Origin of the sequence: Bifidobacterium panos, from assembly GCF_012932445.1 — a bacterium.
GTDB classification, from domain to species: Bacteria; Actinomycetota; Actinomycetes; order Actinomycetales; family Bifidobacteriaceae; genus Bifidobacterium; species Bifidobacterium panos.
Window position 1 is genome coordinate 173,675 of record NZ_JAAIIJ010000002.1, and the last position, 26,385, is coordinate 200,059.

The following is a 26,385-nucleotide window of genomic DNA, read 5'->3' on the forward strand; positions in this document are numbered from 1 at the left end:
AAGGGTGAAGGAACCCCGAAGAGTCCTTCACCCTTATCGTCATGACTGTCACGCGCTTTCAAGCGCGGGATATCACTTGGCCATGTACTTCTTGCAGGCCTTGAACGCGCTGTAGCCGGCATACTGAGCGGTGGAGCCAAGCTCCTCCTCGATCTCCAGCAGGCGGTTGTACTTGGCGACGCGCTCGCCACGAGCCGGGGCACCGGTCTTGATCTGGCCGGTGTTCTTGGCGACGGCCAAGTCGGAGATGGTGGTGTCGGGCGTCTCACCGGAACGGTGGGACACCATGGAGGTGAAGCCGTTCTTGGTGGCCAGCTCGATGGCGTCGAGGGTCTCGGTGACGGTGCCGATCTGGTTGAGCTTGACGAGCAGGGAGTTCGCGGCACCCAGCTCGATGCCCTTGGCCAGACGCTTCGGGTTGGTGACCAGCAGGTCGTCGCCGACGAACTGCAGACGGTCGCCGAGCTTGGCGGTGATGGCCGCCCAGTCGTCCCAGCCTTCTTCCTGGAACGGATCCTCGATGGAGACGATCGGGTATTCGTTGACGAGGTTCTCATAGAAGTCGAGCATGTAGCTGGCGTCGCGGTCGTCGCCCTCGAAGTGATACTTGCCGGTTTCCTTGTTGTAGAACTCGGAGGAGGCCACGTCCAGGGAGATGCCGATCTGCTTGCCCGGCTCGTAGCCGGCGGCGGAGATGGCGTCCATGATGTAGTTCAGGGAGTCCTTGTTGGACTTCATCTTCGGGGCGAAGCCGCCCTCGTCGCCGAGGCCGGTGGCCAGGCCTTCCTTCTTCAGGACGTTCTTCAGGGTGTGGTACACCTCGACGCCGGCACGCAGGGCCTCGGAGTAGGTCTCGAAGCCGTACGGGGAAATCATGTATTCCTGGATGTCGGTGGCGAAATCAGCGTGCGCGCCACCGTTCATGATGTTCATGTTCGGCACCGGCAGGATGTGGCCGTTGGTGCCGCCGATGTAACGATACAGCGGCATTTCGGCGGATTCGGCCGAAGCGTACAGAGCGGCGAGGGACACACCGAGGATGGCGTTGGCGCCCAGACGGCCCTTGTTCGGGGTGCCGTCGAGCTCGATCATCAGATCGTCGAGGGCACGCTGATCAGCGGCGTCCATGCCGATGATCTTCGGGGCGATCTCCTCGTTGACGGCCTTGACGGCATCGAGCACGCCCTTGCCCATGTACACGGACTTGTCGCCGTCGCGACGCTCCCAAGCCTCGGCTTCGCCGGTGGAGGCGCCGGAGGGAACCAAGCCCTTGCCCAGAGCGCCGTCTTCGGTCTGCAGATAGACTTCAACGGTCGGGTTGCCACGGGAATCGAGAATCTGACGCGCGTACACGCTTTCAATTGCTGCCACAACTACTCCTTAAACACGTTAGGTTGTGATGTCATTGCCAAGAATAGTGGTATTGATGGACGGTTGGGTGCTTCGTGTTGTTAGCGCTCACAGCACGTTTTTATCGCTGAGCTGCCGGCTTCCACGCAAGGTCATCAAGCAACTGACTGACCCACAACACCACCTGATCGCCGCTCATGGGCTCGCCGCCAAGCGAGCCGGCGAACGGCGCGGGCACGATCAGCTGATGCGTCACCGGGCGATATTGCGCACCCTTGTAGATTCTCGACATGCGCATTTGCACCGATTCGGGCGGATCGATGCGACCAATGCGCACGCGGTTCGACTGGCACAGAATCTCACTGACACCCACCTTGCGCGCCTTGAACTTCAGCCGCGCCACATCGAACAGCGCCTCGAATTGCTTGGGCGGCTCGCCATAGCGATCCTTCAACTCGTCACGCAACTCGCTTAAATCCTCTTCGCAGCGCGCGGCGGCGAGCTTGCGATAAGCCTCAAGACGCAACTTGTCGGAATCGATGTAATCGACCGGAATACAGGCTTCAATGGGCAAATCCACCGATACGGCCACGGGTTCGGCCGGCTTGCCTGGCTCCTTGTAAGCCTCGACCGCCTCGGACACCATGCGCACATACAGGTCGAAACCAACACCCTCGATATGGCCGGACTGCTCGTCACCCAGCAGGTTGCCGGTGCCGCGCAGCTCCAAGTCCTTCATCGCCACGTCGAAGCCGGAGCCGAGCGCGGTGTTTTGCGCGATGGTGGCGAGCCTGTCGTGCGACTGCTGGGTCATCGGTTTGGATGGGTCGTAGAGGAAATAGGCGTAAGCGCGCTCACGGCCGCGGCCGACGCGCCCACGCAACTGGTGCAGCTGACTCAAGCCGAATCGATCCGCATGGTCGACGATCAGCGTGTTCGCGTTCGAAATATCCAAGCCCGTCTCAATGATGGTGGTGCACACCAGCACATCGATGTCACGATGCCAGAAATCGCGAATGACCTGATCGAGCTGCCTCTCGGCCATCTTGCCGTGCGCGATGCCGACATGTGCTTCGGGAACCAGCGTGTGGATGTTCTCGGCGATACGCGAGATATCCTCGACGCGGTTGTGCACATAGAACACCTGCCCGCCGCGCAACAGCTCGCGGCGCACGGCGGCGGCCACTTGCGCGTCCTCGTAGGCACCCACATACGTGAGCACGGGCAGGCGATCCTCGGGCGGGGTGGCGAGCGTGGACATCTCGCGAATGCCGGTGACCGCCATCTCCAGCGTGCGCGGGATGGGCGTGGCCGACAGGCTCAGCACGTCAACGTTGGTGCGCAGGGCTTTGAGCGTCTCCTTATGCTCGACACCGAAACGCTGCTCCTCGTCGATAATCACCAGCCCCAGATCCTTGAACTTAATCTTCGGATTGAGCAGCTTGTGCGTGCCAATCACAATGTCGACCTCGCCGGAGGCAAGGGAGGCGATGGTTCCTTCGATTTCCTTGGGTTTCTGGAAGCGGCTCATCGCGGCCACATTGACAGGGAAGCCCTCATAGCGCTCGGTGAACGTCTCGAAATGCTGCTGGACGAGCAGCGTGGTGGGCACGAGCACGGCCACCTGTTTGCCGTCCTGCACCGCTTTAAACGCGGCGCGCACGGCGATCTCCGTTTTGCCGAAGCCCACATCGCCGCAGATCAGGCGATCCATCGGGCGCGGCTGTTGCATATCAGCCTTCACCTCGTCGATGGTGGTGAGCTGGTCGGCGGTTTCCTGATATGGGAAGGCGTCCTCAAGCTCCTTCTGCCACGGGGTGTCGGGGCTGAAGGCGAAGCCGGGCGTGCGCTGGCGGGCCGAATACAGTTTGACCAAGTCGTCGGCGATTTCACGCACATGCTTGCGCGCCTTGGCTTTGGTGGCGGCCCAGTCGGAGCCGCCGAGCTTGTTGAGTTTGGGGGCTTCGGTGCCGATGTATTTGCTCACCTGGTCGAGCTGGTCGGTGGGGATGAACAGTTTGTCGGTCGGAGCGCCGCGCTTGGAGGGGGCATATTCGATGACAAGGTATTCGCGCGTGGTTTTGTTCGCTCCGGTACCGATGGCGCGTTGGCGCATTTCGACGAAGCGGCCAATGCCATGCTGCTCATGCACGACGTAATCGCCGGATTTCAGTTCCATCAGATCGATGGCTTTGCGGCGGCGTTTCGGCGTTTTGGCCTGATCTGCGGCACTGGCGCGCCCGGTGATGTCGCGCTCGGTGAGCAATGCGATTTTCGCGGGGGCATCGACGAAGCCATCGAGGCTGCGCGAGCAAATGGCCGTGAAACGCGTGATGCCGGTTTCGTTGATTACGCGCTTCAAGCGGGCGAGCGTGCCTTGCGCGGGTGCGGTGACGGTCAGCTCATAGCCTTCGGCGATAAGGCCTTCGATGCCCGCCGCAGCTTTGGTTTCATCGCCGCGGAACGCAGCCGGGGCCTGTGCCGCGATGCGCACGCGACCGGGGCGGCTGTCGTCCACACCGAAATCGGTAAGCGACATCACCTCACGATGGGAATATCCCAACGCACTCACCGTCTCGTCGAAATCAAAGAAGCTGGCCTGATCGAAACTAATCGGCGCGCCACCGTGGCCTGAGGCCGCGACATGCCAGCTGGCGGCAAGGAACTCGTTCGCCGTTTTCGCCAAATCCGCGGCGGCACGGCGCAGTTTCTCCGGGTCGCACAGCATCACGGTCGCGTTGTCCGGCAACATGCCGGCCACCGGTTCCATATCGCTCACCAGCGCGGGCATCAGCGATTCCATGCCTTCGACGGGGATGGCGTTGGCAATGGATTCGAGCATGTCTTCGGCGTTCGGAATCGAACCGATGAGGCCTTTGGCACGCTCGCGCACCGCGGGTGTCAGTTGCAGTTCACGGCAGGGCGTGGCCCAAATGGTTGCGATGGCGTCGCCGTATGTGCGCTGGTCGGAAGCGTGGAACTCCTTGATGGCGTCTATTTCGTCACCGAAGAACTCGATGCGCACTGGGTGCGGCGCGGTGGGAGGGAACACGTCGAGGATGCCGCCGCGCACCGCGAATTCGCCGCGGTTCATCACCAGTTCGACGCGGGTGTATGCGTGCTCGACCAGACGCGACACCGCCTTGTCGAGCGGCAACTCCTGCCCCGACGTGAACACCAGCGGTTCGACGTCGGCAAGGCCGGCGACGACCGGCTGGATGAGCGAGCGCACCGGCATGACGAGGAGGCGAATGGGGCCGAACATCGGATTGCCGGCGTTGGGGTGCTTGAGTCGGCGGAACACGGCCATACGGCTGGCAACTGTGTCGGCTCGGGGGCTCAAACGCTCGTGCGGCAAGGTCTCCCATGCCTCGAGTTGCGCGATGTCATTTGGATCGCCGTTGTACCACGAACGCAATGCGCCCACGGTTTCCTCGGCTTCGCGGCTCGACGCGACGACCATCACCACCGGTTTGCCGGAGCCTGCAATGGCTGCGGCCAAGGCCGGACGGATGCCGGGCGGAGCGCCGACAACCAGCGAGGCGTTCACATCTTCGGGCGGCGTGACCTCGCCGGCAGCCACCGCATGGAACGCGGGGTCGGCGCGCAGGGATTCGATCAGCCCGGCAAGACTGCCGTCACCGGCACTCGTCACGGCGCGCACGTCAGCGGCCATTGAACTTCTCCTGGGTTTTGGCAAGACCGGCGAACATGATGTCTTCGGTGGCATCGGCACCGTCCGCCAGAAAGTCCGGCAGTTGCTTGCGCTGATCCGGGCCGAACCCGCCCAGCACCCAGTTGATCGTGTTGTCATGGCCGCGTTGGGCGTGCCCCACTCCCATGCGCACGCGAGCGTATTTCGGGGTGTTCAGTGACCTGTCGATGGATTTGATGCCGTTGTGACCGCCGGCCGAGCCACCGGCTTTGACCTTGATGCGGCCGAAATCGAGATCCATGTCGTCATGAATGACGATGACATGATCGGGTTCGATTTGATAATATGCGCAAATCGAGGCGACGGCGTTGCCGGAATCGTTCATATAGGTCAGCGGTTTGGCCAGAAAGAACTTCTGGGTACGCCCCTCAAGGCTCATCATGCCTTTGCCCAACAGGGCAAGGCCTTTGTGGTCGGAAAAATTGACTTGCCATCGTTGCGCCAGCACGTCCGCCGTCATAAAGCCCATATTGTGCCGAGTGCCCTCGTATTTGCTCCCCGGATTGCCCAAGCCGGCGATCAGCCAGAATTCCGATGCCATACCGTTTAACCTCTAATAGCGACGCTGTTCCAACCGGCTTATTGTACAGCAACGCCCGCCGCGCGAGTTTGGTGCGCGGCGGGCGTTGGGACTTGCCGCAGTATTGGCGCGGCAAGTCCACTTGCTGGTTTAATTACCTGTCATGTCGGCGTCGGAGCACTGCCAAGGTGCCCGCGACGGACAGCAGGAGCACCAACGCCGCAGTCGGTGCGGCCACGGCAAGGCCGGTGTCGGCCAGCGGCGCTCTCGCGGCTGGCTTAGTCGGCTTGGCAGGCTTGGTCGGCTCGGTCGGCTTGGCAGGCTTAGTCGGCTTGACATCCATCTTGACCGGCTTCCACTCCGGGCTGATGGTCAGGGGCGACGTAATCCTGTCCTTGACCGGGTCGAACTTGCTGCCGTCCGCCTTCGTCCAACCAATCGGCGCCTGACCGTCCCGAGTGATGGTAATCAACGCCAACACATCCAACAGACCGCCATTTGGCACTTCGAGTGTCATATACACCTTCGAGCCATCGCGCTCCGCAACCGTCACCTTGTGCTTGTCGGGCGCGGCCAGTGTCACCGACGCCATGCCCTTTGCCGACATGTTCGTCCTCGGATCCATCACCGTCACCTCGACCGTGTAGTCACCCGGCTCGCCGGTTCGATGGCTCTTGCCCGTCGCACCCTTGATCGGCTTGCCGCCCTTGAGCCACTGGTATGTGAACACCGCACCGTCCACCTGCGAAGTCGCCTGCGCAGTGAGTGTGGACTTGTCACCCACCGATGTGAGCTTCGTCGGCTCCGCCGTCGCCGTCACCATCGGCGCGATCATCTTGTACTGCGGATACAAAGTCAGATTGCCAAGCACCTCGGCGTCGAACGGCCACTGTGAGCCATCGGTCTTGGTGTATCCGACAACCATATAGCCCTTTTGAGCGGCCCTCATATCCAAATTATTCTTGCTCAGCTTGTCGCCGTTGGTCACCGGGAACTGCTGCTTGAGCGACGAGAACCCGCCTTTGCCTTGCAGCGTGACCGTATGCTGACGAGGCCCGAGCACCTTGACCGACGTTTCCGCCTGAGACGTAAGACCAGTGGCCGGATCCGTGGCCGTGACACGAACCAGATACGTGCCCGGTTCTCTCACCGCCAACACACCATTGGCGCCATCGTTAAGCTGCTCACCATCTTTGCTCCACTGGTACGTGAACGTCGCGTTCGGCACCATATCCACCTGCGATGAAGCGTGCAACATCACAGTCGCATTGGCTCGTTCCAAACGCGGAGATATCGGCAAAACCGACACCACAGGCGGGTAGAGTTCCCAAATCGGCCTCAACACCAAGTCTTTGGTCACGGGTGTGGAGAAGTCCCACTTAGCTCCATCGGTCATCTCATAGCCGACAAGCTTGTAGCCGCCCTTGACCCCGACTCTATTGTCCAACAAGGTCACATCCAATATTCCGCCATACTCCACCTGCAAACGCACCAGCGTCTCGGAAGTCCACCTCTCTTGAAGATCCACGAACCGCTTCGCGTACGCCGTGATTACCACATCTCCGTCCACATTCCCGGCGGGAATTCGCAAGTGGCCGTTCCCGCCATTGAATGTGAATCTCTCCGAGTCTTCACCCCCGCGCTTTAGTGACTTGCCGCCTACTGTCACCTTCAGCGACGCGGCATCGAGTTGACGGCCATCGTTCGGTTTCAGCGTCGTCTCATAAGTCGATCCATGCAACACTCTGGACTGCATATTGGTGCTCGTCACATCAAGCAGATTAAACCGCACGGCCGCGGTTTTGGTTGTTCCCGTGACACGTTTGACGCCGGATCCAAGCTGATCGAACTCAACATAATAGCCTTTGACGTTAAGCTGATGAGCCGTATTCCCCAAAGCGTTCCATGCGCCGGATTCGCTGGTTAATCCATACTGGACATAACATGCCTCAGAAGTGGGCGGCTTATTCCAATTGGTGTACATGCCCGCACCAGAACCGCGAGACCAGAACTTCTTGCCTTGGCTCTCACCAGTCACCCAGTACCAGTCTTCACCACCGCATGTGGGAGCAGTATTGCCATTCGTAGGAGCAGCAGTTCTCATACCGCCAATCCAGCCGCCATCTCCATCAAGCAGTTTATGAACAGCCGTGTCCTCGCTTTGCGACTCAATCGTCATGAGGCGACCATTCACATTATCAAAAGAGACATCCCCTGCCTCCATATAGGCTTTTTCGAAAGTTGCGTCTGGATCACGCTCCGTAATAAAGGTGTAGGCATGTCCATTAACCAGAACCGCCTTTTTTGCGCTCGTGTGTTTTTCCCCATTTGTTTTCATCACGTCCAGTCGCGTGCCCACCGTGCTCACCGACACCGTCTGCGATCCGCCGTTTTCCATATGGAACGTCAAGGCGCGCAGAAAATCTTGAAGAGATTGTGCTGAGATGGAATCGCCCCCATTGGTCGATCCGAACGAAACATAGCGATACCTTTGCCCCGATTCCACCGTAACCGCAAAGTCACCATTCGTGTTCAACGAATTGATTTCTCTCAGGCTCTGCAACCCCGTGGGCAACCCGTTAGATGTGAACCAGCCATTATCCACTTCAACCACCGCATATATGCCTGGACCACCCGTCACCGTCGCATTGCCCAGCTTGTATGAGGTGTCATTGACATCAGTTTTCTGATTAAAGTTCAGATTTACCGTAAGATTAGAGCCGCTCGCCTCCGCCCAAGCATCACTCCCCCATACGCTTGGCACAGCAAGCGCAACCATCACAGCCAACAACGATGCCACGCAACGTGCACCGAGCGTCACCCCAATTCTGTCAATACGCACCATTAAGCCTCATTTCAACTCAAATAGGCAGGCGCTCCATGCCCTGCCGCCGCCGAGGCTATCAAGATTCACCCTCTGCAACCCACCCCCTATAGCGGCATCGGATGCAATGGGCTCAGCCAGTCGTCACCCCGCGACATTGCAGGAAAAACAGACAGCGCAGCCACATATAGAACAAAACAGATGGGGGCATGGATGGGGGCATCATAGCCGGCGCCCACACCCCCTCAATGCCTACAGGTCGAGATACCAGTAAGTCATATCATGCATGGTGCCGGTGGAATCGGTGGCGGCGGCCGGCATAAGGCCGAATTGGGTGAAACCGAAGCGGCGCATCAAGGCGATGGAACCGGCGTTATCGGCGAAGATAACGCCGCACACCTTGCGCATGTGGCGCGTCCGTGCCTCGTCAAGCAGACGTTCCAGCGCGAAAGTGCCCGCTGACCTGCCCTGCCACTCAGGTGCGATGTAATAGGCCAAACTGGCCACGCCGTCGTAGCCTGCGCGATCATAGAACACCGACAGCGCGGCGAAACCAATGATTTCGCGGCTTGGATCCGGCGTTTCAATGATGAATACGCCATAGGGGAATCGGTGCGATTCAACCCACTCGCGGCGCTGATCGAAGGTGCGCGCGGTGAGATCGGCGGACGAACCTCCGGCGATCACCGCGGCATTGTAGATGTCGGTAATCGCCTGGATGTCTTCGTTATTGCCCGGGCTGGCTTCGCGGAAAATGTAATCCAACGCCATTATTCGCCGAGCTCGACGGCCTTGTTCAGGGCTTCCTCAAGGCGCTTCTGCGCTTCGCCATAGGCCGACCAATCGCCGTTCTTCATGGCGGTTTGGCCGTCCTTCATGGCCGTGGATGCGTCGGAAAGCGCCTTCTGCAACTCGGCGCTGCGCGTGGTTGTCTCGGATTTCTCGCCGCTGGTATCGGACGAATCCCCGGACTGACTCGCGTCGGTGCTTGTCGAATCACCCGAAACGCTCTGCTTCGTGTCGGTGCTCGTGGCGTTGCCCGTGGTGCCACCCGAGACATTGTCCGCGTCGCCCGCCTTGGCGCCGGAATCGCCTCCGAACACCTGATCGAGCGCCTCATCCAACGTGTCGGCAAAACCCACCTGATCGCCGAAAGCAACCAGCACTTTCTTCAACAGCGGGAACGACGTGCTGCCCGAGGACTTCACATACACCGGCTGCACATACACCAGCCCGCCGCCCAGCGGCAACGTCAGCAGATTGCCGCGCACCACGTTGGTCGAGCCGGATTGCAGCAGGTTCAGCTCCTTGGACACGTCGGCGTCCGCGTTGAAGTTGTTCTGCGCCTGGCCGGGGCCGGGCACGTTCGAGTCCTTCGGCAGTTCCTGCAATCGGATGGTGCCGTAATTCGGGCCGATCTCACCCTTGGTGGACCCCGCGTCGGAATCCACCGACAGGAAGCCCGTCAGAATCTCGCGCGTGGAATTGCCGGCGGGAATGTATGAGGAAGTCAGCGAGAACACCGGCTGCTTCGTGCCGCCCGTCTGCAAGGTCAGGTAGTAGGGCGGCTGCATAATCTCCTCGGACTGCGCCTGCTGGGATTCGGTGGGGTCGACCGGCGTCTGCCAGAAATCCTCGCCCGAATAATACTGACTGGCGGAAGTCACATGGTATTTCGCCAACAGCTCGCGTTGCACCTTGAACAGGTTCTCCGGATAGCGCATGTGGCTCATCAGATCGCCGGAAATATCGGACAGCTGATGGTATTGCCCCGGGAAAATCTGCTCCCACGCCTTGATCACAGGGTCGGACTTGTCCCACACATACAAATCCACCGAGCCGTCGTAGGCATCCACGGTGGCCTTGACCGAGTTGCGGATGTAATTAGCCTTCTGGCTGCCCAAGCCCTTGACCGTGCTGGACGAGACGGTGGTGGAGTCCTCGGTGGCCTCACCCAAGTCGGTCATCTGCGAGTAGGGATAGGCATCGGAGGTGGTGTAGCCATCCACAATCCACTTGACGCGCCCGTCCACCACAGCCGGGTAGACACGCCCATCCAGCGTGAGATATGGAGCGACTTTGGCCACGCGCTCGCGCGGCGAACGGTCATAGAGAATCTGCGAAGCGGAGGTGACGCGATCGGAGAACAGAATCTGATCGGAACCGAAACGAATCGCATAGAGCAGGCGGGAGAACAGATTGCCCACCGAAGGCCCACCGTTGCCATTAAAGGTGTTGGTCGCGCCTTGCGAGCCGGTCGGATAGTCGAACTCCCACGCTTGGGTGCCTTCGGGAGAGCCGACGATGGAATATTCGCTCATATTGGGCGAGAAATAGATGCGCGGCTCGTAATGTTGGCTGTCCGTGAGCTTGCCCTGCGTGGGGATGCCGGATTCGAAGAAGCGCGGCTGGCCATCGGAGGTGACCTGGCTGCCATAGGCGGCGACGACGCCATAGCCGTGCGTGTACACCGTGTGGTCGTTAACCCAGTTGCGGTTGTCGTTGCCGGCGAGGTTCAGCTCACGGGCTGCAATCACGGTGTCCTGGCTCTCGCCGTCGATGTCGTATTTGTCGACGGCAAGCGTGTCGGCGAAAGTGTAATACTGCTTCGATTGCTGCAGCTGCTTGAACGTGGGCGAAACGACCTGCGGATCAAGCAGACGGATCTGCGCGGTGCTTTCACCTTCCGCGCTCAGTGCGCCCTGTTCGCCCTTGGTGGTGGCTTGGTATTGCTCGGTCTTGAGATTCTCCAAACCATACGCGGCGCGCGTGGCGTCGATATTGCGCTGAATGTAGGTCGACTCCATCTCCTGCGCGTTCGGATTGACGCGGAAGCGTTGCAACAGCGCCGGCCACACCATCGTGAGCACTATCGAGACAACCACCGTCACGGCGATGGCCGTGACCGGCGTGCGCCAAGCCTTGAGCGCCACCGACGCCCGCACACTGATCGGGGCGCTGCCCTCCAGCGCGTGCGAACGCATCAGCCACACGCCCAGCACCACGCCCAATGCGGCGACCAGCGCGGCCATGATGAACGTGACGGGAATGGTGGCGTTGACCGTGGTGTAGGTCGCGCCGGTGATGCTGCGGCTGCCCTGCTCCGTCAGGTGCGAGAACACACTGAGCACCATCTGCGCGGCCAGTCCAAACATATTGAGCATCAGCCAGATGGCCACCTGACGCCGGGCGCGCTTGGTGATGTTGAACAGGCCGCGACCATTCACCGGCATCGTCACGCGAATACCGCTCATCATCACGTGAGTGACGATGGAGAACACCAGCCCCACCGCCAGCAGCGTCGACACCGCGGACATGATGAGCTTCAAACCGGGAAGCACAAAGACATAGAAACCGTTGTCAATGCCGAATTGCGGATCTTTGACGCCGAAAGACTGCGCATTGAACATCAACAGCACTTCGGACCAGTTGGCGTTGAACCTCCAGCCAAACACCACGCCAACCAGCGCGGAAACCGCCACGGCGATGCGGCGCGCCGTCTTGGAGCTGACCCGCTGGCCGATTTCCACCACGTTACCATTCACGCGAACCGTGGAGCCGTCCGCACTATCCGGCCGGGCACGAATCGCCAGCCACGCCGAGACGAACCCGACCACCGCCGTCAACAGCGCATAAGCCACCCACAGCACGACTTTGACGCCGAACTGCGTCCACACCACCGACTGGAAACCGAGCTGGTCATACCACATCAGATCAGTGATGAACCGCGCCAAGCTGAACACCAAGCCGATCAACACCGCGAGTGTGACGGCCACTCCGATCAGAATCTTCGTGCCGCGGCCGGTGCCATGCGATTTGCCGCGCTCCGACGTGATGCGCGCGGAGTTCGGCTGCTCGGGCTGCTTGGGCTGCTTGGGAGGCTTGGGTGGACTGGACGGCCCGCCATTCGAGGCATCATTGCCTTCGTTGGTTTCGATATCGACGATGATCGGCTCGTCGTCATCCGTCTGCTTGCGGTTGGCATTCGCCTTGCGCGGATCGAGATTGGGGTCGAACATGCCGAGAAAATCAAAAAAGGACATGCTTTACAGAGTACAGATAGGTGCGGAATGGCTGCTGCGCCGAAGAGGGGTATTTACGTGAGGGCGTGCGGGTATCGTCAGTAGCGAACGAGAAGGAGCGCCCATGTCCATTACACCCAGCGAGCGGGAACGCCGCACGACGCGAGTTTTGCGCATCGTGGCTTTTATGATGGTGACGGCTCTTGTGGTCACGATGGCTCTGCTGGGCTTGATTTGGCAGCATAATCGGCAACAGTCCGCGCCAATCGACGAGAAGTCTTCTGCCGCGTCTGCCACGCCTGCCGCACCTGTCACGCTGGAAAGAAGCGCCGCTCCACAACCGGACACGTCTCCCGAAGGCAAAGCGCGACGTGCCGTGGCGGCGATGAGCGTTGAAGAGCGCGTGGGACAGCTCGTCATGGCACCGCTGTTCGCGGGGAGTGACCCATCAACCCTGGCTGATTTCATCAGCAGCCGCCACGTCGGCTCGGTGCTCATCATCGGTAATTGGACGGACGGCACAGCGAGTGTGCGCACGGCCACGGACGCCCTGCAATCCTATGCGTCCGAAAATAACAAACTCATCATGGCCACCGATCAGGAAGGCGGTTTGGTGCAGCACCTCACGGGGCCGGGATTCGACACCATGCCCAGTGCCATCGAACAGGGAAGCATGACAACCGACCAATTGCGCCAGTCGGCCGCCGTATGGGGCGGGCAACTGAACCAAGCCGGCATCAACGTCGATTTGGCACCCGTGATGGGCACTGTCACAGTCGATCGTGCGTCGAATGCGCCGATTGGCGCGCTGTCACGCGACTTCGGATTGGATGCGAACGGCACGAGCGAGCACGGCGCGGCGTTCGTGCAGGGCATGCGCGACGCGGGGGTGGGTGCCGCCGTCAAGCACTACCCCGGTCTCGGCGCGGTGACAGGCAACACAGACTTCACCGCCGATGGCATCACGGACACGACCACCACGCTCGACGGCGCGGAAATCGGCGCGTTCCACCGGGTGATCGCCGACGCGCAACCCGCGATGGTGATGATGTCGCTGGCCACCTATCAGGCCATCGATGGCTCGGTTCCCGCCGCGTTCTCTTCGGCGATTATCGATGGCGAATTGCGCGGCAAGCAGGGGTATCAAGGCGTGGTCATCTCGGATTCACTGTCCGCCGCGGCGGTGAGCGGCACGCCTGCGGATCAGTTGGGGGTGCGGCTGGTCGAAGCAGGAGGGGATTTAGCGTGCATCGGCGCAAACGACTACGTCGCGCCCATCCTCGACGGACTCAACGCCAGGGCCGCCGCCGATCCGGCATTCGCCGCCAAAGTCACCCGCTCCGCAACCCGCGTCATGACCCTCAAATACCAGCCGGGCCTCGCTAAATAAGCTTTATGCTTTCTGGAGCTTTTATATTCGTCTTTCCTAGGTTCGTTATCGCATGGGAACTGCCTTTAGTAGGTGCGTTACCAGGTGAGAGCTGTTTTAGTTGGGCGCGTTATCGTGTGGGAGATGCTTTTTAGTAAGTGCGTTGCCGCAGGGGGCTGGCGGCTTGCTATTTCCTACCGCTCCGGGCCGCTCTGGCCAAGTCTTACGTACGTAAACAGCAAGCCGCCAGCCCCCTGCTCACCCGCGTAAACATGTTGCGTTTGGTGCAACTCACCTTGCGTCCAATCCAACGTTTCCCAAGCTGAACCCAACGCATGCTGACGCTGGAAGGGAGTGTGGGGTCGGGATGTTCCATTTTCGTACGTAAGACTTGGCCAGAGCGGCCCGGAGCGTTAGAACATGGAACATCCCGACCCCACACGGCAACGCACCTACTCAAAACCAACCCAATAACACTTAGCGAAACACAGCGAAAACACGAAGAGACGAAAAGACGAGCGCCGATGCAGCGCCAGGGAGGGAAGGGAAAAGGGGTTAGCGGCGATAGAGGCCGTGTTTGGTGATGTATTGCACTACGCCGTCGGGGACGAGGTACCAGACTGGTTCGCTGCGGCGCGCGCGACGGCGCACGTCGGTGGAGCTGATGGCCAAGGCGGGAATCTCCAGGGTGTCGACTTTGCCTTCGGGCAGTTTCACGCCTTCGGGCGACGAATAGCCGGGGCGCGTGACGGCGACGAAGTGAGCAAGTTCCCACATGCGCTCGGCGTCCTTCCACTGCATGATTTCAGCAACGGCGTCGGCGCCGGTGATGAAGAACAGTTCCGCGTCGGGGTGCTGGGCGTGCAGATCCTTCAACGTGTCGATGGTGTAGGTGATGCCGGGGCGGTCGATGTCAACGCGCGAAACCGTGAACTTGGGGTTGGAGGCAGTGGCGATCACCGTCATCAGGTAGCGGTCTTCAGCGTTGGTGACCTCTTTGTCGAGTTTGAAGATGGGGCGGCCGGTGGGCACGAAAACCACTTCGTCAAGGTCGTACACCCAAGCCACTTCCGAAGCGGCCACCAAGTGCCCGTTGTGAATCGGGTCAAAGGTGCCGCCCATAATGCCGATGCGCGGGCGCTCATGCCAGTTGCCGCGAGCTGAACGACGCGCAGCGACGGGGGCATTTTGCTCAACCGATTCACCCGACAAATCGGACATACGGCGCTCGTCAGGTGTGGCTTTCATGCACCCTGCTCCTCAAGCCCCTCACGATCTTCGTTCTCACGCGCCTGCTTGATGTCCTGCGCGGTGGGGCTGTCGTCCTTGGGATCGATTTTGCCCATATCCTCGTCCCATTCGTCCTGCACGACGCGACGGATCTCGGCGAACGTGGGCAACGGAAAGCCGGGCTGATAGAGGCGGCGCACTTCGGCGACGCGCTCGGTGATGCGAATCAGCGTATCCGTCATGGCTTCCACGTCACCTTCGCGCTCAAGCGCGGCGAACTTGGAGATGTAATCCTCCATAAGCCCCATGTGACTGCGCACGGAGTTGAGTTGCTCGGCATCCAAATCAACGACTTCGGGGGAAGTCTCTTCCGGCCAGCCGATCAGCACCGCATCTGCGTATTCAAGCGAGGCGCGCTGCGCAGCGGAAGGAATACCGTCCTCGATTTGCACAAGAAACACGTAGCGCACAATGCTCAGGCGCTCGGCGGCGATTTTCAAGCCGCAGCGCGGATCGGTCAGGTTGAGATCCGTGCGCAACTCGGTGATGTCGACGCTCATGGCGTTGCCGGCACCATTGGTTCCGCTGATTTCGTTGGTTTCGCTCATGCGCGCACCTGCCCGGTTCCGTAGCCAATCCATTTCGTCGTGGTCATTTCGCTCAATCCCATCGGACCGCGCGCGTGCATTTTCTGCGTGGAGATGCCCAGTTCGGCGCCGAACCCGAATACGCCGCCATCGGTGAAGCGGGTGGAGGCGTTGACCATCACCACGGCCGAATCAATGCGCCCGGTAAACTCCTCGATGGCGCTGTAGTCTTCGGTGATGATCGACTCGGTGTGACCGGTGGAGTGCGCGTTGATGTGGTCGATGGCTTCGTCCAGCGAGTCCACGACTTTCACGCCAATGGTCAAGGCGAGGTATTCAGTGTCCCAATCTTCCGGCGTGGCGTGAACGAGTTTGGCTTCTTGAGCGTGCGCGGACTGTTCGATGAGCGCGTAGGCGCGTTCGTCCGCGTGAATCTCGACGCCGGCTTCAAACAGCGCGGCCGCAACCTGAGGCAGAAACTCTCCTGCCACGTCCTTATGCACCAGTAGCTTTTCGGCGGCGTTGCACACGCCCACACGCTGGGTTTTGGCGTTGAGAATAATCGGGATGGCTTTGTTCGCGTCGCCGGAACAGTCCATATAGATATGCACGTTGCCGGCACCCGTTTCGATCACCGGCACTTTCGAGTTGGTCACCACAGCCTGAATCAGCCCTTTGCCGCCGCGTGGCACCAGCAGATCGATGTGGCCGCGCGCCTCCATCATGGCGGTGGCACCGTCGCGACCGAAATCGTCGACGGATTGAACCAGCGTGCTGTCAAACCTTCGCGATTGCAAGGCCTGACCGATGACGGCAAGCGTGGCAGCGTTGGTGCGCTCAGCCGCATGTCCCCCGCGCAACATCGCCGCGTTGCCGGACTTCAGGCACAGGCTGGCCACGTCCACGGTGACATTCGGACGGGCTTCGTAAATCATGCCGATCACACCGATGGGCACGCGCGTTTGCGTGAGTCTCATGCCGTTGGGCAGGGTGTAGCCACGCACGACTTCGCCCACCGGGTCAGGCAGAGAAGCGACGTGACGCACTCCCCCTGCGGCCGCCTTGACGCGCGCCTCATCGAACTTGAGACGGTCGAGTTTGCCGGCATCCATGCCGCTTTCTTTGGCTTCAAGCATATCTGCGGCATTGGCTTTGGCGATATCAGCCGCGTGGCTGTCGAGCGCATCGGCGACGGCGAGCAGCGCGGCGTTTTTTACTTCGGTGGTGGCTCTCGCGAGCGCTGACTGCGCTTGGGCCGCTTCGTCGGCACGGGCGCACACACGCTCGAAAATCTCTCGGAACTCCATAGCGTCCCAGATTACTCCAAACCTTGCCTTATCTCATGAAGGCTTATATGCGTGATTCGGAAGGCTTTCGACACGATAGACGACCAAACAGTGAGCGAATCGCACAAAGAACCACCGTCGATGCCCACGGCTGACGCTAAACTGGCGGCTGTATCCCCTCGACATATACGGATTACATAAGGATTATCGTGACCACGTTCCATTCCACGCGCAGCACCACCGATTCGCTCACCTCCAAGCAAGCCATTCGCAAGGGCATCGCCGACGACGGCGGCTTGTTCGTCTCCGACCAGTTGGGCGAGACGAAGGTTGACATCGCGGACTTGGCGGGCATGTCGTATCAGGCAATGGCTCAGCGCGTGCTCGGCGCGTTGTTGCCTGATTTCACCGAGGAGGAACTGGCCCAGTGTATCGCGGCAGCCTACGGCGACCAGTGGGCGGATGAGCGCATCACGCCGGTCAAGCCATTGGGCGACGACTTTGTGATGGAGCTGTTCAACGGCCCGACTTCGGCGTTCAAGGACGTGGCGTTGCAGATTCTGCCGCGTTTCATGGCACGCACCACGCCTGCGGACGGAGGCGCGAACGAGAAGATTATGATTCTGACGGCCACTTCCGGTGATACCGGCAAGGCGGCGCTGGCTGGTTTTGCCGATGCGCCCGGCACCGCCATCACCGTGTTCTATCCCCAGGGCAAGGTCAGCCAGGTGCAGGAACTGCAGATGACCACGCAGACCGGCTCCAACGTGAACGTGTGCGCGGTCGAGGGCAATTTCGATGACGCGCAGTCCGCAGTCAAGCGCATTTTCGGCGACCGGGAGCTGGCCGCGCGTTTGGCGGGCGATTCACATGTGGTGCTGTCTTCCGCCAATTCGATTAACGTGGGTCGCTTGGTGCCGCAGGTGGTGTATTATTTCTCCGCTTACGCGCAACTGCTGGAACGGCAGATCATCAACGTGGGTGACGAGGTGGAGTTCGTGGTGCCCACAGGCAATTTCGGCGACATTCTCGCCGGCTATTACGCCAAACTGCTCGGCTTGCCCGTCAAGCATCTGGTGGTGGCCTCCGACAAGAACAACGTGCTGTTCGACTTCCTGACCACCGGCACCTACAACCGCAACCGGGAGTTCTTCCAGACCATCTCCCCTTCGATGGATATTCTTATTTCCTCGAATCTGGAGCGCATGCTGTATTATCTGTCCGGCAAGGACACGCGTCTGATTGCCATGCTGATGAACGATCTCAAGCAGTGGGGTGCCTACGAGGTGCCCGACGATCTGCTCGCGCGTATCCGCGCCATTTTCGGTGCCGGCTGGGCCGATGAGAACCAGGTGCGCGATATGATTGCCGACTGCTGGAACGAGCATCATTACGTGATCGACCCGCACACCGCGTGTGGCTATTTCGTCATGAAGCAGATGCCGCGCGACCCGCTGACCCCGCGCGTGTTGCTCGCCACCGCCAGCCCCTATAAGTTCCCGCGCGTGGTCAACGAATCGCTGGGACTGGATGCTTCCGGCACTGATTTCGAGTGCATGGACGCGCTGGCCGCCGCCACCGGCACCGTGGCTCCGTCCGCGTTGCGCGGGCTGGAAACCGCCGCCGTGCGGTTCAAAGACGTCGTGACCATCGACGGCATGGAACATTTCGTCCAATCCGCCGCCGAGTCGCTGTAATCATTCCCCAACGGCTCCCCCTGTAATGGGCATCCTCCCTAGCGATGCCCTCCCCTAACAGCACCCCAAACCAGCCCAGCATACAAAACCACCCTGCCCCGTTACCAATCGGACAGTAAAACGTCCGATTCGTAACGAAAGCTGTCTCATTACGAATCAGTCACTCTACTGTCCAATTCGTCACGAAAGCTGTCTCATTACGAATCAGTCACTCTACTGTCCGATTCGTCACGGAAGTTTCATTACCGATCAGACAGCAAAACGTCCGATTCGTCACGAGAAACCTCCCCATTACCATTTGGACGCCAAAATGTCCGGTTGGTAATGGAACCTACCTCGTGACGAATCAGACAATAGGATGTCCGATTCGTCACGAAGAACCTACCCCGTTACCAATCGGACATAGAAACGTCCGATTCGTAACGGAGAAACCCATTACCAATCAGTCACTCTACTGTCCAATTCGTAACGGAAGCTGCCTCGTTACCGATCAGACACCATACTGTCCGATTCGTAATGGAAGTCTCATTACCAACCAGTCACCCTACTGTCCGATTCGTCACGGAGGCACCTCCAATACCAATCGGACGGTAGAGTGTCCGATTCGTCACGGGAGCTGCCTCGTTACCGATCAGACATTGCACTGTCCGGTTGGTAATGGGAACTGCTGCCTCGTTACAGATCGGACGGTGGGGTGTCCGGTTAGTAATGGGAGCTGTTTCGTTACTGATCAGACACTGCAGTGTCCGATTCGTAATGGGTTGGGGTAAGGGGATTCGTGGGAAACGGAAGGATCCATGGACAGCAGAAGAAGCCGTGAATAACAGAAAAGCCGTAGACAACGAGAGAGTCAGCGGACAGCAGAAGAAGCCGTGGAAAACGGAAGAACCCCTCGGGGGTTCCGAGGGGTTCTTGCTTAAAACGCTAGTTCAAGCGTGTCGATTCTCAGCCGAGAATCTTGGTGACACGACCCGAGCCGACGGTGTGGCCGCCTTCACGCACAGCGAAGGTCAGGCCTTCCTCCATAGCGATGGGCTGAATCAGCTCAACGGTGAAGGTGGCGTGGTCGCCCGGCTGCACCATCTCGACGCCGTCCGGCAGCTCGATGACGCCGGTCACGTCGGTGGTACGGAAGTAGAACTGCGGACGGTAGTTGGAGAAGAACGGCGAGTGACGGCCGCCTTCGTCCTTGGTCAGCACGTAGACTTCGCCCTCGAACTTGGTGTGCGGGGTGACGGAGCCCGGAGCGGCCACGACCTGGCCACGCTCCACGTCGGTACGATTGATGCCGCGCAGCAGCAGACCGGTGTTGTCGCCAGCCTCGCACTCGTCCATCTGCTTGTGGAAGGTCTCGATGGAGGTGACGGTGGTGGTCTGAGTGTCGCGGATGCCGACGATCTCCACGTTGGTGTTGATCGGCAGCTTGCCACGCTCGACGCGACCGGTCACCACGGTGCCACGGCCGGAGATGGTGAACACGTCCTCGATCGGCATCAGGAACGGCTTGTCGAGGTCGTGCATCGGGGTCGGGATGTACTCGTCGACGGCCTTCATGAGTTCCTTGACGGACTCAACCCACTTGTCGTGATCCGCAGCGTCGTCGTGCAGAGCGCCGTAGGCGGAGGTGTGAATCACCGGGCAATCGCGGTCGAAACCGTTCTCGTCCAGAAGGTCACGAACCTCTTCCTCAACGAGCTCGATGAGCTCCTCGTCCTCGACCATATCGCACTTGTTCAGGGCGACCAGGATCTTCGGCACGCCGACCTGACGGGCGAGCAGCACGTGCTCGCGGGTCTGGGCCATCGGGCCGTCGGTGGCGGCGACCACGAGGATGGCGCCATCCATCTGGGCGGCACCGGTGATCATGTTCTTCACGAAGTCGGCGTGGCCCGGGCAGTCGACGTGAGCGTAGTGACGCGCGTCGGTCTGATACTCGATGTGGGCGATGTTGATGGTGATGCCGCGCTGCTGCTCTTCGGGGGCGGCGTCAATCTGGCTGAAATCATATTCCGGGTTGACATCCGGGTACTCTTCGTGCAGCACCTTGGAAATGGCCGCGGTCAGGGTGGTCTTACCGTGATCGACGTGGCCGATGGTGCCGATGTTAACGTGCGGCTTAGTACGCTCGTACTTTTCCTTTGCCATTACTTTGTCCTCCTGGACGTTTCGTAGGTTTACTGGGTTTCTGGGTTTGTGCCACATTGATGAGCCAGAACCCAGTCAGCGGTACACGATAGTACCGCTAACTGGAGACTGACGCCAATTCACGTGTGGCGGCGTGTGTCACTCTCCGCGCTGGGCCTTGATGATCTCATCGGAGACGCTCTTGGGCACCTCCGCGTAGGAATCCATCTGCATGGTGAACATGGCGCGACCCTGGGTCTTGGAGCGCAAGTCGCCGATGTAACCGAACATTTCGGACAGCGGCACCTTGGCGTCGATGACCTTGACGCCGGTGGCATCGGTCATCTGCGTGATGCTGCCGCGGCGCTGGTTCAGATCGCCGATGACGTCGCCCATGTAGTCTTCGGGCGTACGCACTTCGACGGCCATGATCGGCTCGAGGATGACCGGCTTGGCCTTGGGGGCGGCTTCCTTGAAGCACATGGAACCCGCCAGCTTGAAGGCCATTTCGGAGGAATCGACCGGGTGCATCTGACCGTCGGTGACGGTGGCCTTGACGCCCACGACCGGGAAGCCGGCGAGGATGCCGCTTTCCATGGCCTCCTTGACGCCCGCCTCGATGGAGGGAATGAACTCCTGCGAGATGTGGCCGCCGGTGACGGCGTTGTCGAACTCGAAGGTCTGGCCCTCGGTGGTGTCCAGAGGCTCGAAGTTCATCAGCACCTTCGCGAACTGGCCGGAACCGCCAGTCTGCTTCTTGTGCGTGTAGCCCTGATCCATGACGGCCTTGCGGATGGTCTCGCGGTAGGCGACCTGGGGCTTGCCCTGGTTGCATTCCACCTTGAACTCGCGGCGCATGCGGTCGACGATGATGTCGAGCTGCAGCTCGCCCATGCCGGCGATCAGCGTCTGACCGGACTCTTCGTCGGTGCTCACCTGGAAGGTCGGGTCCTCTTCCGAAAGCTTCGCCAGCGCGATGCCCATCTTCTCCTGGTCGGCCTTGGTCTTCGGCTCCACGGCCACTTGGATCACCGGATCCGGGAAGGTCATGGAATCCAAAGAAACCGGAGCGTCCATGGCGCACAGGGTGTCGCCGGTGGTGACGTTCTTCAGGCCAACGAAGGTGTAGATGTTGCCGGCCGAAGCCTCGTCAACCGGGTTCTCCTTGTCGGCGTGCATCTGGAAGATCTTGCCGACGCGCTCCTTCTTGCCACGGGTGGAGTCGAGCACGGAATCGCCCTGCTTGACGGCACCGGAATAGACGCGCACGAACACGAGCTTGCCGTAGAACGGGTGCGTGGAGATCTTGAAGACCAGCGCCGAGAACGGATCGGACTTGACCGGCTTGCGGTCAATTTCAATGGACTCGTCGGAAGGATCGTAACCCTTGATGGCGGGCACGTCCTCCGGGCTGGGCAGATAATCCACCACGCCGTCGAGCATGGGCTGCACGCCCTTGTCCTTGAAGGCGGAACCGCAGAAGACAGGGAAGGCCTCCTTGTTGATGGTGAGCTTGCGCACCGCGGCGCGAACCTCGTCCTTGGAGATCTCCTCGCCACCGAAGAACTTCTCCATCAGCGAGTCGTCGGTTTCGGCGACGGCCTCGATGAGGGCGTTGTGGTATTCCTCGGCCTTGTCTTTCAGGTCGGCCGGGATGTCGGTGGTGTCGTACTTGGCGCCGAGCTCTTCGGTGCCGTTCCACACATAGGCCTTCATCTCAACGAGATCCACCACACCGGTGAAGTCGTTCTCGGAGCCGATCGGCAGCTGCATCACGAGCGGGGTGGCACCCAGCTTGTCCTTGATGGTGTCGACGGAATAGTAGAAGTTCGCGCCGAGCTTGTCCATCTTGTTGATGAAGCAGATACGCGGCACGCCGTACTTGTCGGCCTGACGCCACACCGTCTCGGACTGCGGCTCCACGCCTTCCTTGCCGTCGAAAACGGCCACGGCGCCATCGAGCACGCGCAGGGAGCGCTCCACCTCGGCCGTGAAGTCCACGTGGCCGGGGGTGTCGATGATGTTGATCTGGAACTTGTCGCCGGTGTCGTGCGACTGACGGCTCCAGAAGCAGGTGGTGGCAGCGGACTGGATGGTGATGCCGCGCTCCTGCTCCTGCTCCATGAAGTCCATGGTGGAAGCGCCGTCGTGCGTTTCGCCGATCTTGTAGTTCTTGCCGGTGTAGTACAGAATACGCTCGGTGGTGGTGGTCTTACCGGCATCGATGTGAGCCATGATGCCGATATTGCGGACGTGGTTAAGGTCCGAAAGCACCTCTTCAGCCATGATTTTTCCTTTAACTTTCTGTGATTACCAGCGGTAGTGGGCGAAGGCCTTGTTGGCCTCGGCCATCTTGTGGGTGTCCTCGCGGCGCTTCACGGAAGCACCGAGGCCGTTGGAGGCGTCGAGGATTTCGTTGGCCAGACGCTCGGCCATGGTCTTCTCGCGACGGGCGCGGGAGAAGTCGGTCAGCCAGCGCAGCGACAGCGTGTTCGCACGGGCGGGCTTGACCTCGACCGGCACCTGGTAGGTGGCGCCACCGACGCGGCGGGAACGCACCTCAAGGGACGGGCGGATGTTGTCCAGCGCGCGCTTCAGCACGGCCACCGGCTCCTGCTCGGTCTTCTCCTTGACCATATCGAGCGCGGAATAGACGATGTCCTCGGCGATCGACTTCTTGCCGTCGAGGAGAATCTTGTTGATGAGCTGAGCCACGACGGTCGAACCGTAGATCGGATCGGGCAGCAGCTGATGCTTCTTGGCAGGTCCTTTACGTGACATATCTCTTACTTCGCCTTCTTTGCTCCGTACAGGGAACGACCCTGCTTGCGATCCTTGACGCCCTGGGTATCGAGTGCGCCGCGCACGATGTGATAGCGCACGCCCGGCAGATCCTTGACACGGCCGCCGCGCACGAGCACGATGGAGTGCTCCTGCAGGTTGTGGCCCTCGCCCGGAATGTAGGCGGTGACTTCGATGCCCGAGGAAAGGCGCACACGGGCGACCTTACGCAGAGCCGAGTTCGGCTTCTTCGGGGTGGTGGTATACACACGGGTGCACACGCCGCGACGCAGCGGGCTGCCCTTCAGCGCCAAAGTCTTCGACTTCTTCGGCTTTGCCTGACGTCCCTTGCGGACGAGCTGTTCAATAGTAGGCAACTTGAATTCTCCGATTCAGTGGTTCTTCTTGTCTTCGTGCAGCCGTCACACTGCGCCCGCACTTTACGCAACTGAATCGTAAAGATAGCCACAGTCCACCGGCCCGATGGCCCGCTTGTCTCTCGCCGCCGCATTGCTGCGCGCAATTCAACCGATTCGCGGGATACCCCAACGCGCACGCCTATCACATAAGGCACGCCGTTGGCACACACAAGGAACTATATTTCCAGCCGCCGCGGACAACGCCACGCCAACGGCAAGTGACCCCGGGGAGAAATCTCCGCCCGGGGCCACCGTCATAAAACTTTTGACTATCGCCTCTACCACTATCAATCGTATTGTTTGCAACGCTCCGGCCTCTTTGCCGTATCACCTTCGCTGCTGGTATCAGTATACCAAAAACGGCGTGGAAACGCCAGTTGCGCTCTGAGCGTTATCGCGGGTCTCGCAGGCTTGGTGAACCGCGACACGACACACGGCACGGCATTCCTCCGCACGATTGTGTATAGTGTTCCTCTGTTGTGTGTTTCGGTTCGCCGAACACATGAATATGGTGGCCATAGCTCAGTTGGTAGAGCATCTGATTGTGGTTCAGAAGGTCGCGCGTTCGAGCCGCGTTGGCCACCCCAGCAGCCTCTCCCATGCGGAGAGGCTTTTGTTTTATCAAGGAAGGCAACCGTGACGCGCAAATATCTGACTTCGGAACGCGCCGCTCTGTTTGAACCGAACGCGTATATCTCCATGCTCGTGACGCTGGAAGGCGACTTGGAGCCGGAACGCATCGAGCGCGCCGTCAATGCGGCATACGCGGCCAACGAAAGCACCATGTCGAGAATCGTACTTGAAGCCGACGGCTCCGCCTATTACGACAGGCTTAAGGTCAGCGGATGCCGGGTAAGCGTGGACGAACGCGATATGCAGACGGTTCTGCACGAAAGCGAAAAGAAGCCATTCGCCCTGATGAACGGGGAACTGGTGCGCACGTTCATCCTGCCCGGCAACGACACCACCGCGCTGTTCATCCACGCCCATAATCTGGCTGGCGACGGATTGTCCATGCTCATCCTCATCTCCGACATGCTCGACGCGCTTTCAGGCGCAACGCTGACTTATAAGCCGATGAGGCTTGCAGACCGCTCATTTCTCGAAGGCAAGGCGCAACTGCCGATGTTGACGCGTTTGTATACGAAACGTGTCAACCGACAGTGGGAGAAGACGGGGCGCACGTTCGGTTGGGACGACTATCAGGCCGTGCATGAGAGGTATTGGAAGCATCACGCCACCCACTTTGAGATCACGACCCACAGCGTGCGCGATCTCAAAGCACATTGCGCTCCCGGAACCACAATCACCGACCTGCTCGTCACCGACCTGCTGAAAGACAATCCGCAGTGCCGCAACATCGGCATCCCCATCAGCATTCGCGAAGCGGAGGACTGCGGCATGTCGAATATGGTGTCCGCCATTCCCCTGTCCCACGAGTATGACGCCCGGAAAACCTTCGATGAGAACCTGCGTATGGTTCATCAGGAGATTCGCAAATATCTGGCCATCACGCAGATGAAGTACTTCGTTTTGCTGTTCGTGATGGAGTTGAGCCCTTCGCTGGTCGACTCGGTGCTGTTGCAGACGCACGGCTGTTTCGATGGCAAGGTGTCGGCGCAACTGGCCGAAGCCATAGGATGCACCGATAAGAACATGCGCGACTTGGGCATCACCAATCTGGGGAATATTGACATCGAAACCCAGCGGGGCGATTTTGCGGTGCGCGACATTCTGTTTATTCCACCGAACGTGTCATACACGCGTCAGGTGTTTGGCGCGGCAAGTCTTGGAGACACACTCACCCTCTGCCGCAGCAACGCCTGAAGCTGCGGCAACGCCTGAGGCCACGGCAAAAACAAACTCGCCTCACACTTGCTCAAACATGTTTATGCCTGTTGGAGGGCGTGGAGTTCCTCTTCGAGCTGCTGGATGCGCAGGGCTTGCGCGGCGATGAGGTGATCGCGTGGGTCAGTAGTGCCACAGGTCCCGCGGTTTGGCGTGTGCTTCCACCGGGCGAACGCACGCTCGATGCGATCACAGCCGATGATCTTGAAATTCGAGACGGCTTCACGAATCTGGGCAGTGGGCTTCTCGCCCGCATGGTAACGACGCATGCACTCCATATTAAACCAATCCATGTAATAAAACACGACGACACATCGATTCCGTCCACTGCTGCAATTGACGACAGCTTGGATTGACTGGCTGCCATCGACCGGCATCGCCCGTTAAGGGGGTGAGGGACACAAGGGAGTCGTGCTACTGACGAAAGGCAACAACGGCAATCGATGTTGCCCGCTGAGGGGGGTGACGGACAGCACATCTGAGTCGTACTGTCCGTCAGACAAAATGTGCAACTAATGAGCCACGCCGAAAGGCGGGGCCGATTTCCCGTCCAACTAAAGCCGGATTGCGACAACCCACTGGGCTGTCGCTACGATTTGGCTAATCGTAGATC

The 26,385-nt window shown here is 60.0% G+C and carries 17 protein-coding genes and 1 tRNA gene; 4 read left to right on the top strand and 14 right to left on the bottom strand.

Annotated features, from left to right (window positions below; genetic code table 11):
- Window positions 1-72: 72 nt before the first annotated feature.
- The 6 genes from eno to G1C94_RS00875 form a co-directional block, all read right to left on the bottom strand.
- The gene (gene eno / locus G1C94_RS00850) at window positions 73-1,371 is read right to left on the bottom strand and encodes a phosphopyruvate hydratase (RefSeq protein ID WP_172143789.1); all 1,299 of its coding nucleotides are present in this window, start codon (window positions 1,369-1,371) and stop codon (window positions 73-75) included.
- A gap of 100 nt (window positions 1,372-1,471) precedes the next feature.
- Window positions 1,472-5,026 (bottom strand): transcription-repair coupling factor, encoded by a 3,555-nt coding sequence (gene mfd / locus G1C94_RS00855; protein ID WP_172143791.1) that lies wholly within the window; start codon window positions 5,024-5,026, stop codon window positions 1,472-1,474.
- Window positions 5,016-5,606 (bottom strand): aminoacyl-tRNA hydrolase, encoded by a 591-nt coding sequence (pth, locus tag G1C94_RS00860; protein ID WP_172143793.1) that lies wholly within the window; start codon window positions 5,604-5,606, stop codon window positions 5,016-5,018. Before pth ends, mfd begins: the two co-directional genes overlap by 11 nt.
- Window positions 5,607-5,739: 133 nt before the next feature.
- Window positions 5,740-8,430: a hypothetical protein gene (locus G1C94_RS00865; protein ID WP_172143795.1), complete on the bottom strand. Its 2,691-nt coding sequence runs from the start codon at window positions 8,428-8,430 to the stop codon at window positions 5,740-5,742.
- A 231-nt stretch (window positions 8,431-8,661) separates the two neighbouring features.
- A complete protein-coding gene (locus G1C94_RS00870; protein WP_172143797.1) occupies window positions 8,662-9,180 on the bottom strand; it encodes a GNAT family N-acetyltransferase in 519 nt (172 codons plus the stop codon).
- A complete protein-coding gene (locus tag G1C94_RS00875) occupies window positions 9,180-12,452 on the bottom strand; it encodes a UPF0182 family membrane protein (protein WP_172143799.1) in 3,273 nt (1,090 codons plus the stop codon). Before G1C94_RS00875 ends, G1C94_RS00870 begins: the two co-directional genes overlap by 1 nt.
- A 103-nt stretch (window positions 12,453-12,555) precedes the next feature.
- Between G1C94_RS00875 and G1C94_RS00880 the strand changes: the two genes are divergently transcribed.
- On the top strand, window positions 12,556-13,821 hold the full coding sequence (locus G1C94_RS00880; RefSeq protein ID WP_417852136.1) for a glycoside hydrolase family 3 N-terminal domain-containing protein: 1,266 nt from the start codon (window positions 12,556-12,558) through the stop codon (window positions 13,819-13,821).
- A gap of 534 nt (window positions 13,822-14,355) precedes the next feature.
- Here the strand turns inward: G1C94_RS00880 and nadD are convergent.
- Genes nadD through G1C94_RS00895 form a run of 3 tightly spaced genes read right to left on the bottom strand, consistent with a single transcriptional unit; the run spans window position 14,356 to window position 16,924 of the window.
- Window positions 14,356-15,048: a nicotinate-nucleotide adenylyltransferase gene (gene nadD / locus G1C94_RS00885; RefSeq protein ID WP_172143801.1), complete on the bottom strand. Its 693-nt coding sequence runs from the start codon at window positions 15,046-15,048 to the stop codon at window positions 14,356-14,358.
- Window positions 15,045-15,638, bottom strand: coding sequence for a phosphoribosylglycinamide synthetase (locus tag G1C94_RS00890; RefSeq protein WP_417852137.1), 594 nt, complete (start codon window positions 15,636-15,638; stop codon window positions 15,045-15,047). The genes nadD and G1C94_RS00890 overlap by 4 nt, the downstream gene beginning before the upstream one ends.
- Entirely contained in the window at window positions 15,635-16,924 is a 1,290-nt protein-coding gene (locus G1C94_RS00895) for a glutamate-5-semialdehyde dehydrogenase (protein WP_172143803.1), read from the bottom strand. Before G1C94_RS00895 ends, G1C94_RS00890 begins: the two co-directional genes overlap by 4 nt.
- 185 nt (window positions 16,925-17,109) lie before the next feature.
- Between G1C94_RS00895 and thrC the strand changes: the two genes are divergently transcribed.
- Complete coding sequence (gene thrC / locus G1C94_RS00900) at window positions 17,110-18,600, top strand: threonine synthase (protein WP_172143927.1); 1,491 nt, start codon at window positions 17,110-17,112, stop codon at window positions 18,598-18,600.
- A 945-nt stretch (window positions 18,601-19,545) separates the two neighbouring features.
- On the opposite strand, the gene tuf is transcribed toward thrC, so the two are convergent.
- The 4 genes from tuf to rpsL form a co-directional block, all read right to left on the bottom strand.
- Entirely contained in the window at window positions 19,546-20,745 is a 1,200-nt protein-coding gene (gene tuf, locus G1C94_RS00905) for an elongation factor Tu (RefSeq protein WP_172143804.1), read from the bottom strand.
- 138 nt (window positions 20,746-20,883) lie between these two features.
- Window positions 20,884-23,010 carry an elongation factor G gene (fusA, locus tag G1C94_RS00910; protein WP_172143805.1) on the bottom strand — a complete coding sequence of 709 codons (2,127 nt, stop codon included), beginning with the start codon at window positions 23,008-23,010 and terminating at the stop codon, window positions 20,884-20,886.
- 24 nt (window positions 23,011-23,034) lie between these two features.
- Complete coding sequence (gene rpsG, locus G1C94_RS00915; protein WP_172143806.1) at window positions 23,035-23,505, bottom strand: 30S ribosomal protein S7; 471 nt, start codon at window positions 23,503-23,505, stop codon at window positions 23,035-23,037.
- A 5-nt stretch (window positions 23,506-23,510) separates the two neighbouring features.
- Complete coding sequence (gene rpsL, locus G1C94_RS00920) at window positions 23,511-23,882, bottom strand: 30S ribosomal protein S12 (RefSeq protein WP_003813881.1); 372 nt, start codon at window positions 23,880-23,882, stop codon at window positions 23,511-23,513.
- Between the two features lie 553 nt (window positions 23,883-24,435).
- Here rpsL and G1C94_RS00925 point away from each other — a divergent pair.
- Together G1C94_RS00925 and G1C94_RS00930 are read left to right on the top strand one after the other, a co-directional pair.
- Window positions 24,436-24,511: transfer RNA gene (locus G1C94_RS00925), tRNA-His, on the top strand.
- A 49-nt stretch (window positions 24,512-24,560) separates the two neighbouring features.
- A complete protein-coding gene (locus G1C94_RS00930) occupies window positions 24,561-25,751 on the top strand; it encodes a hypothetical protein (RefSeq protein ID WP_172143807.1) in 1,191 nt (396 codons plus the stop codon).
- A 62-nt stretch (window positions 25,752-25,813) separates the two neighbouring features.
- Here G1C94_RS00930 and G1C94_RS00935 read toward each other — a convergent pair whose 3' ends face one another.
- Window positions 25,814-26,041: a hypothetical protein gene (locus G1C94_RS00935; RefSeq protein WP_172143808.1), complete on the bottom strand. Its 228-nt coding sequence runs from the start codon at window positions 26,039-26,041 to the stop codon at window positions 25,814-25,816.
- Window positions 26,042-26,385 lie beyond the last annotated feature (344 nt).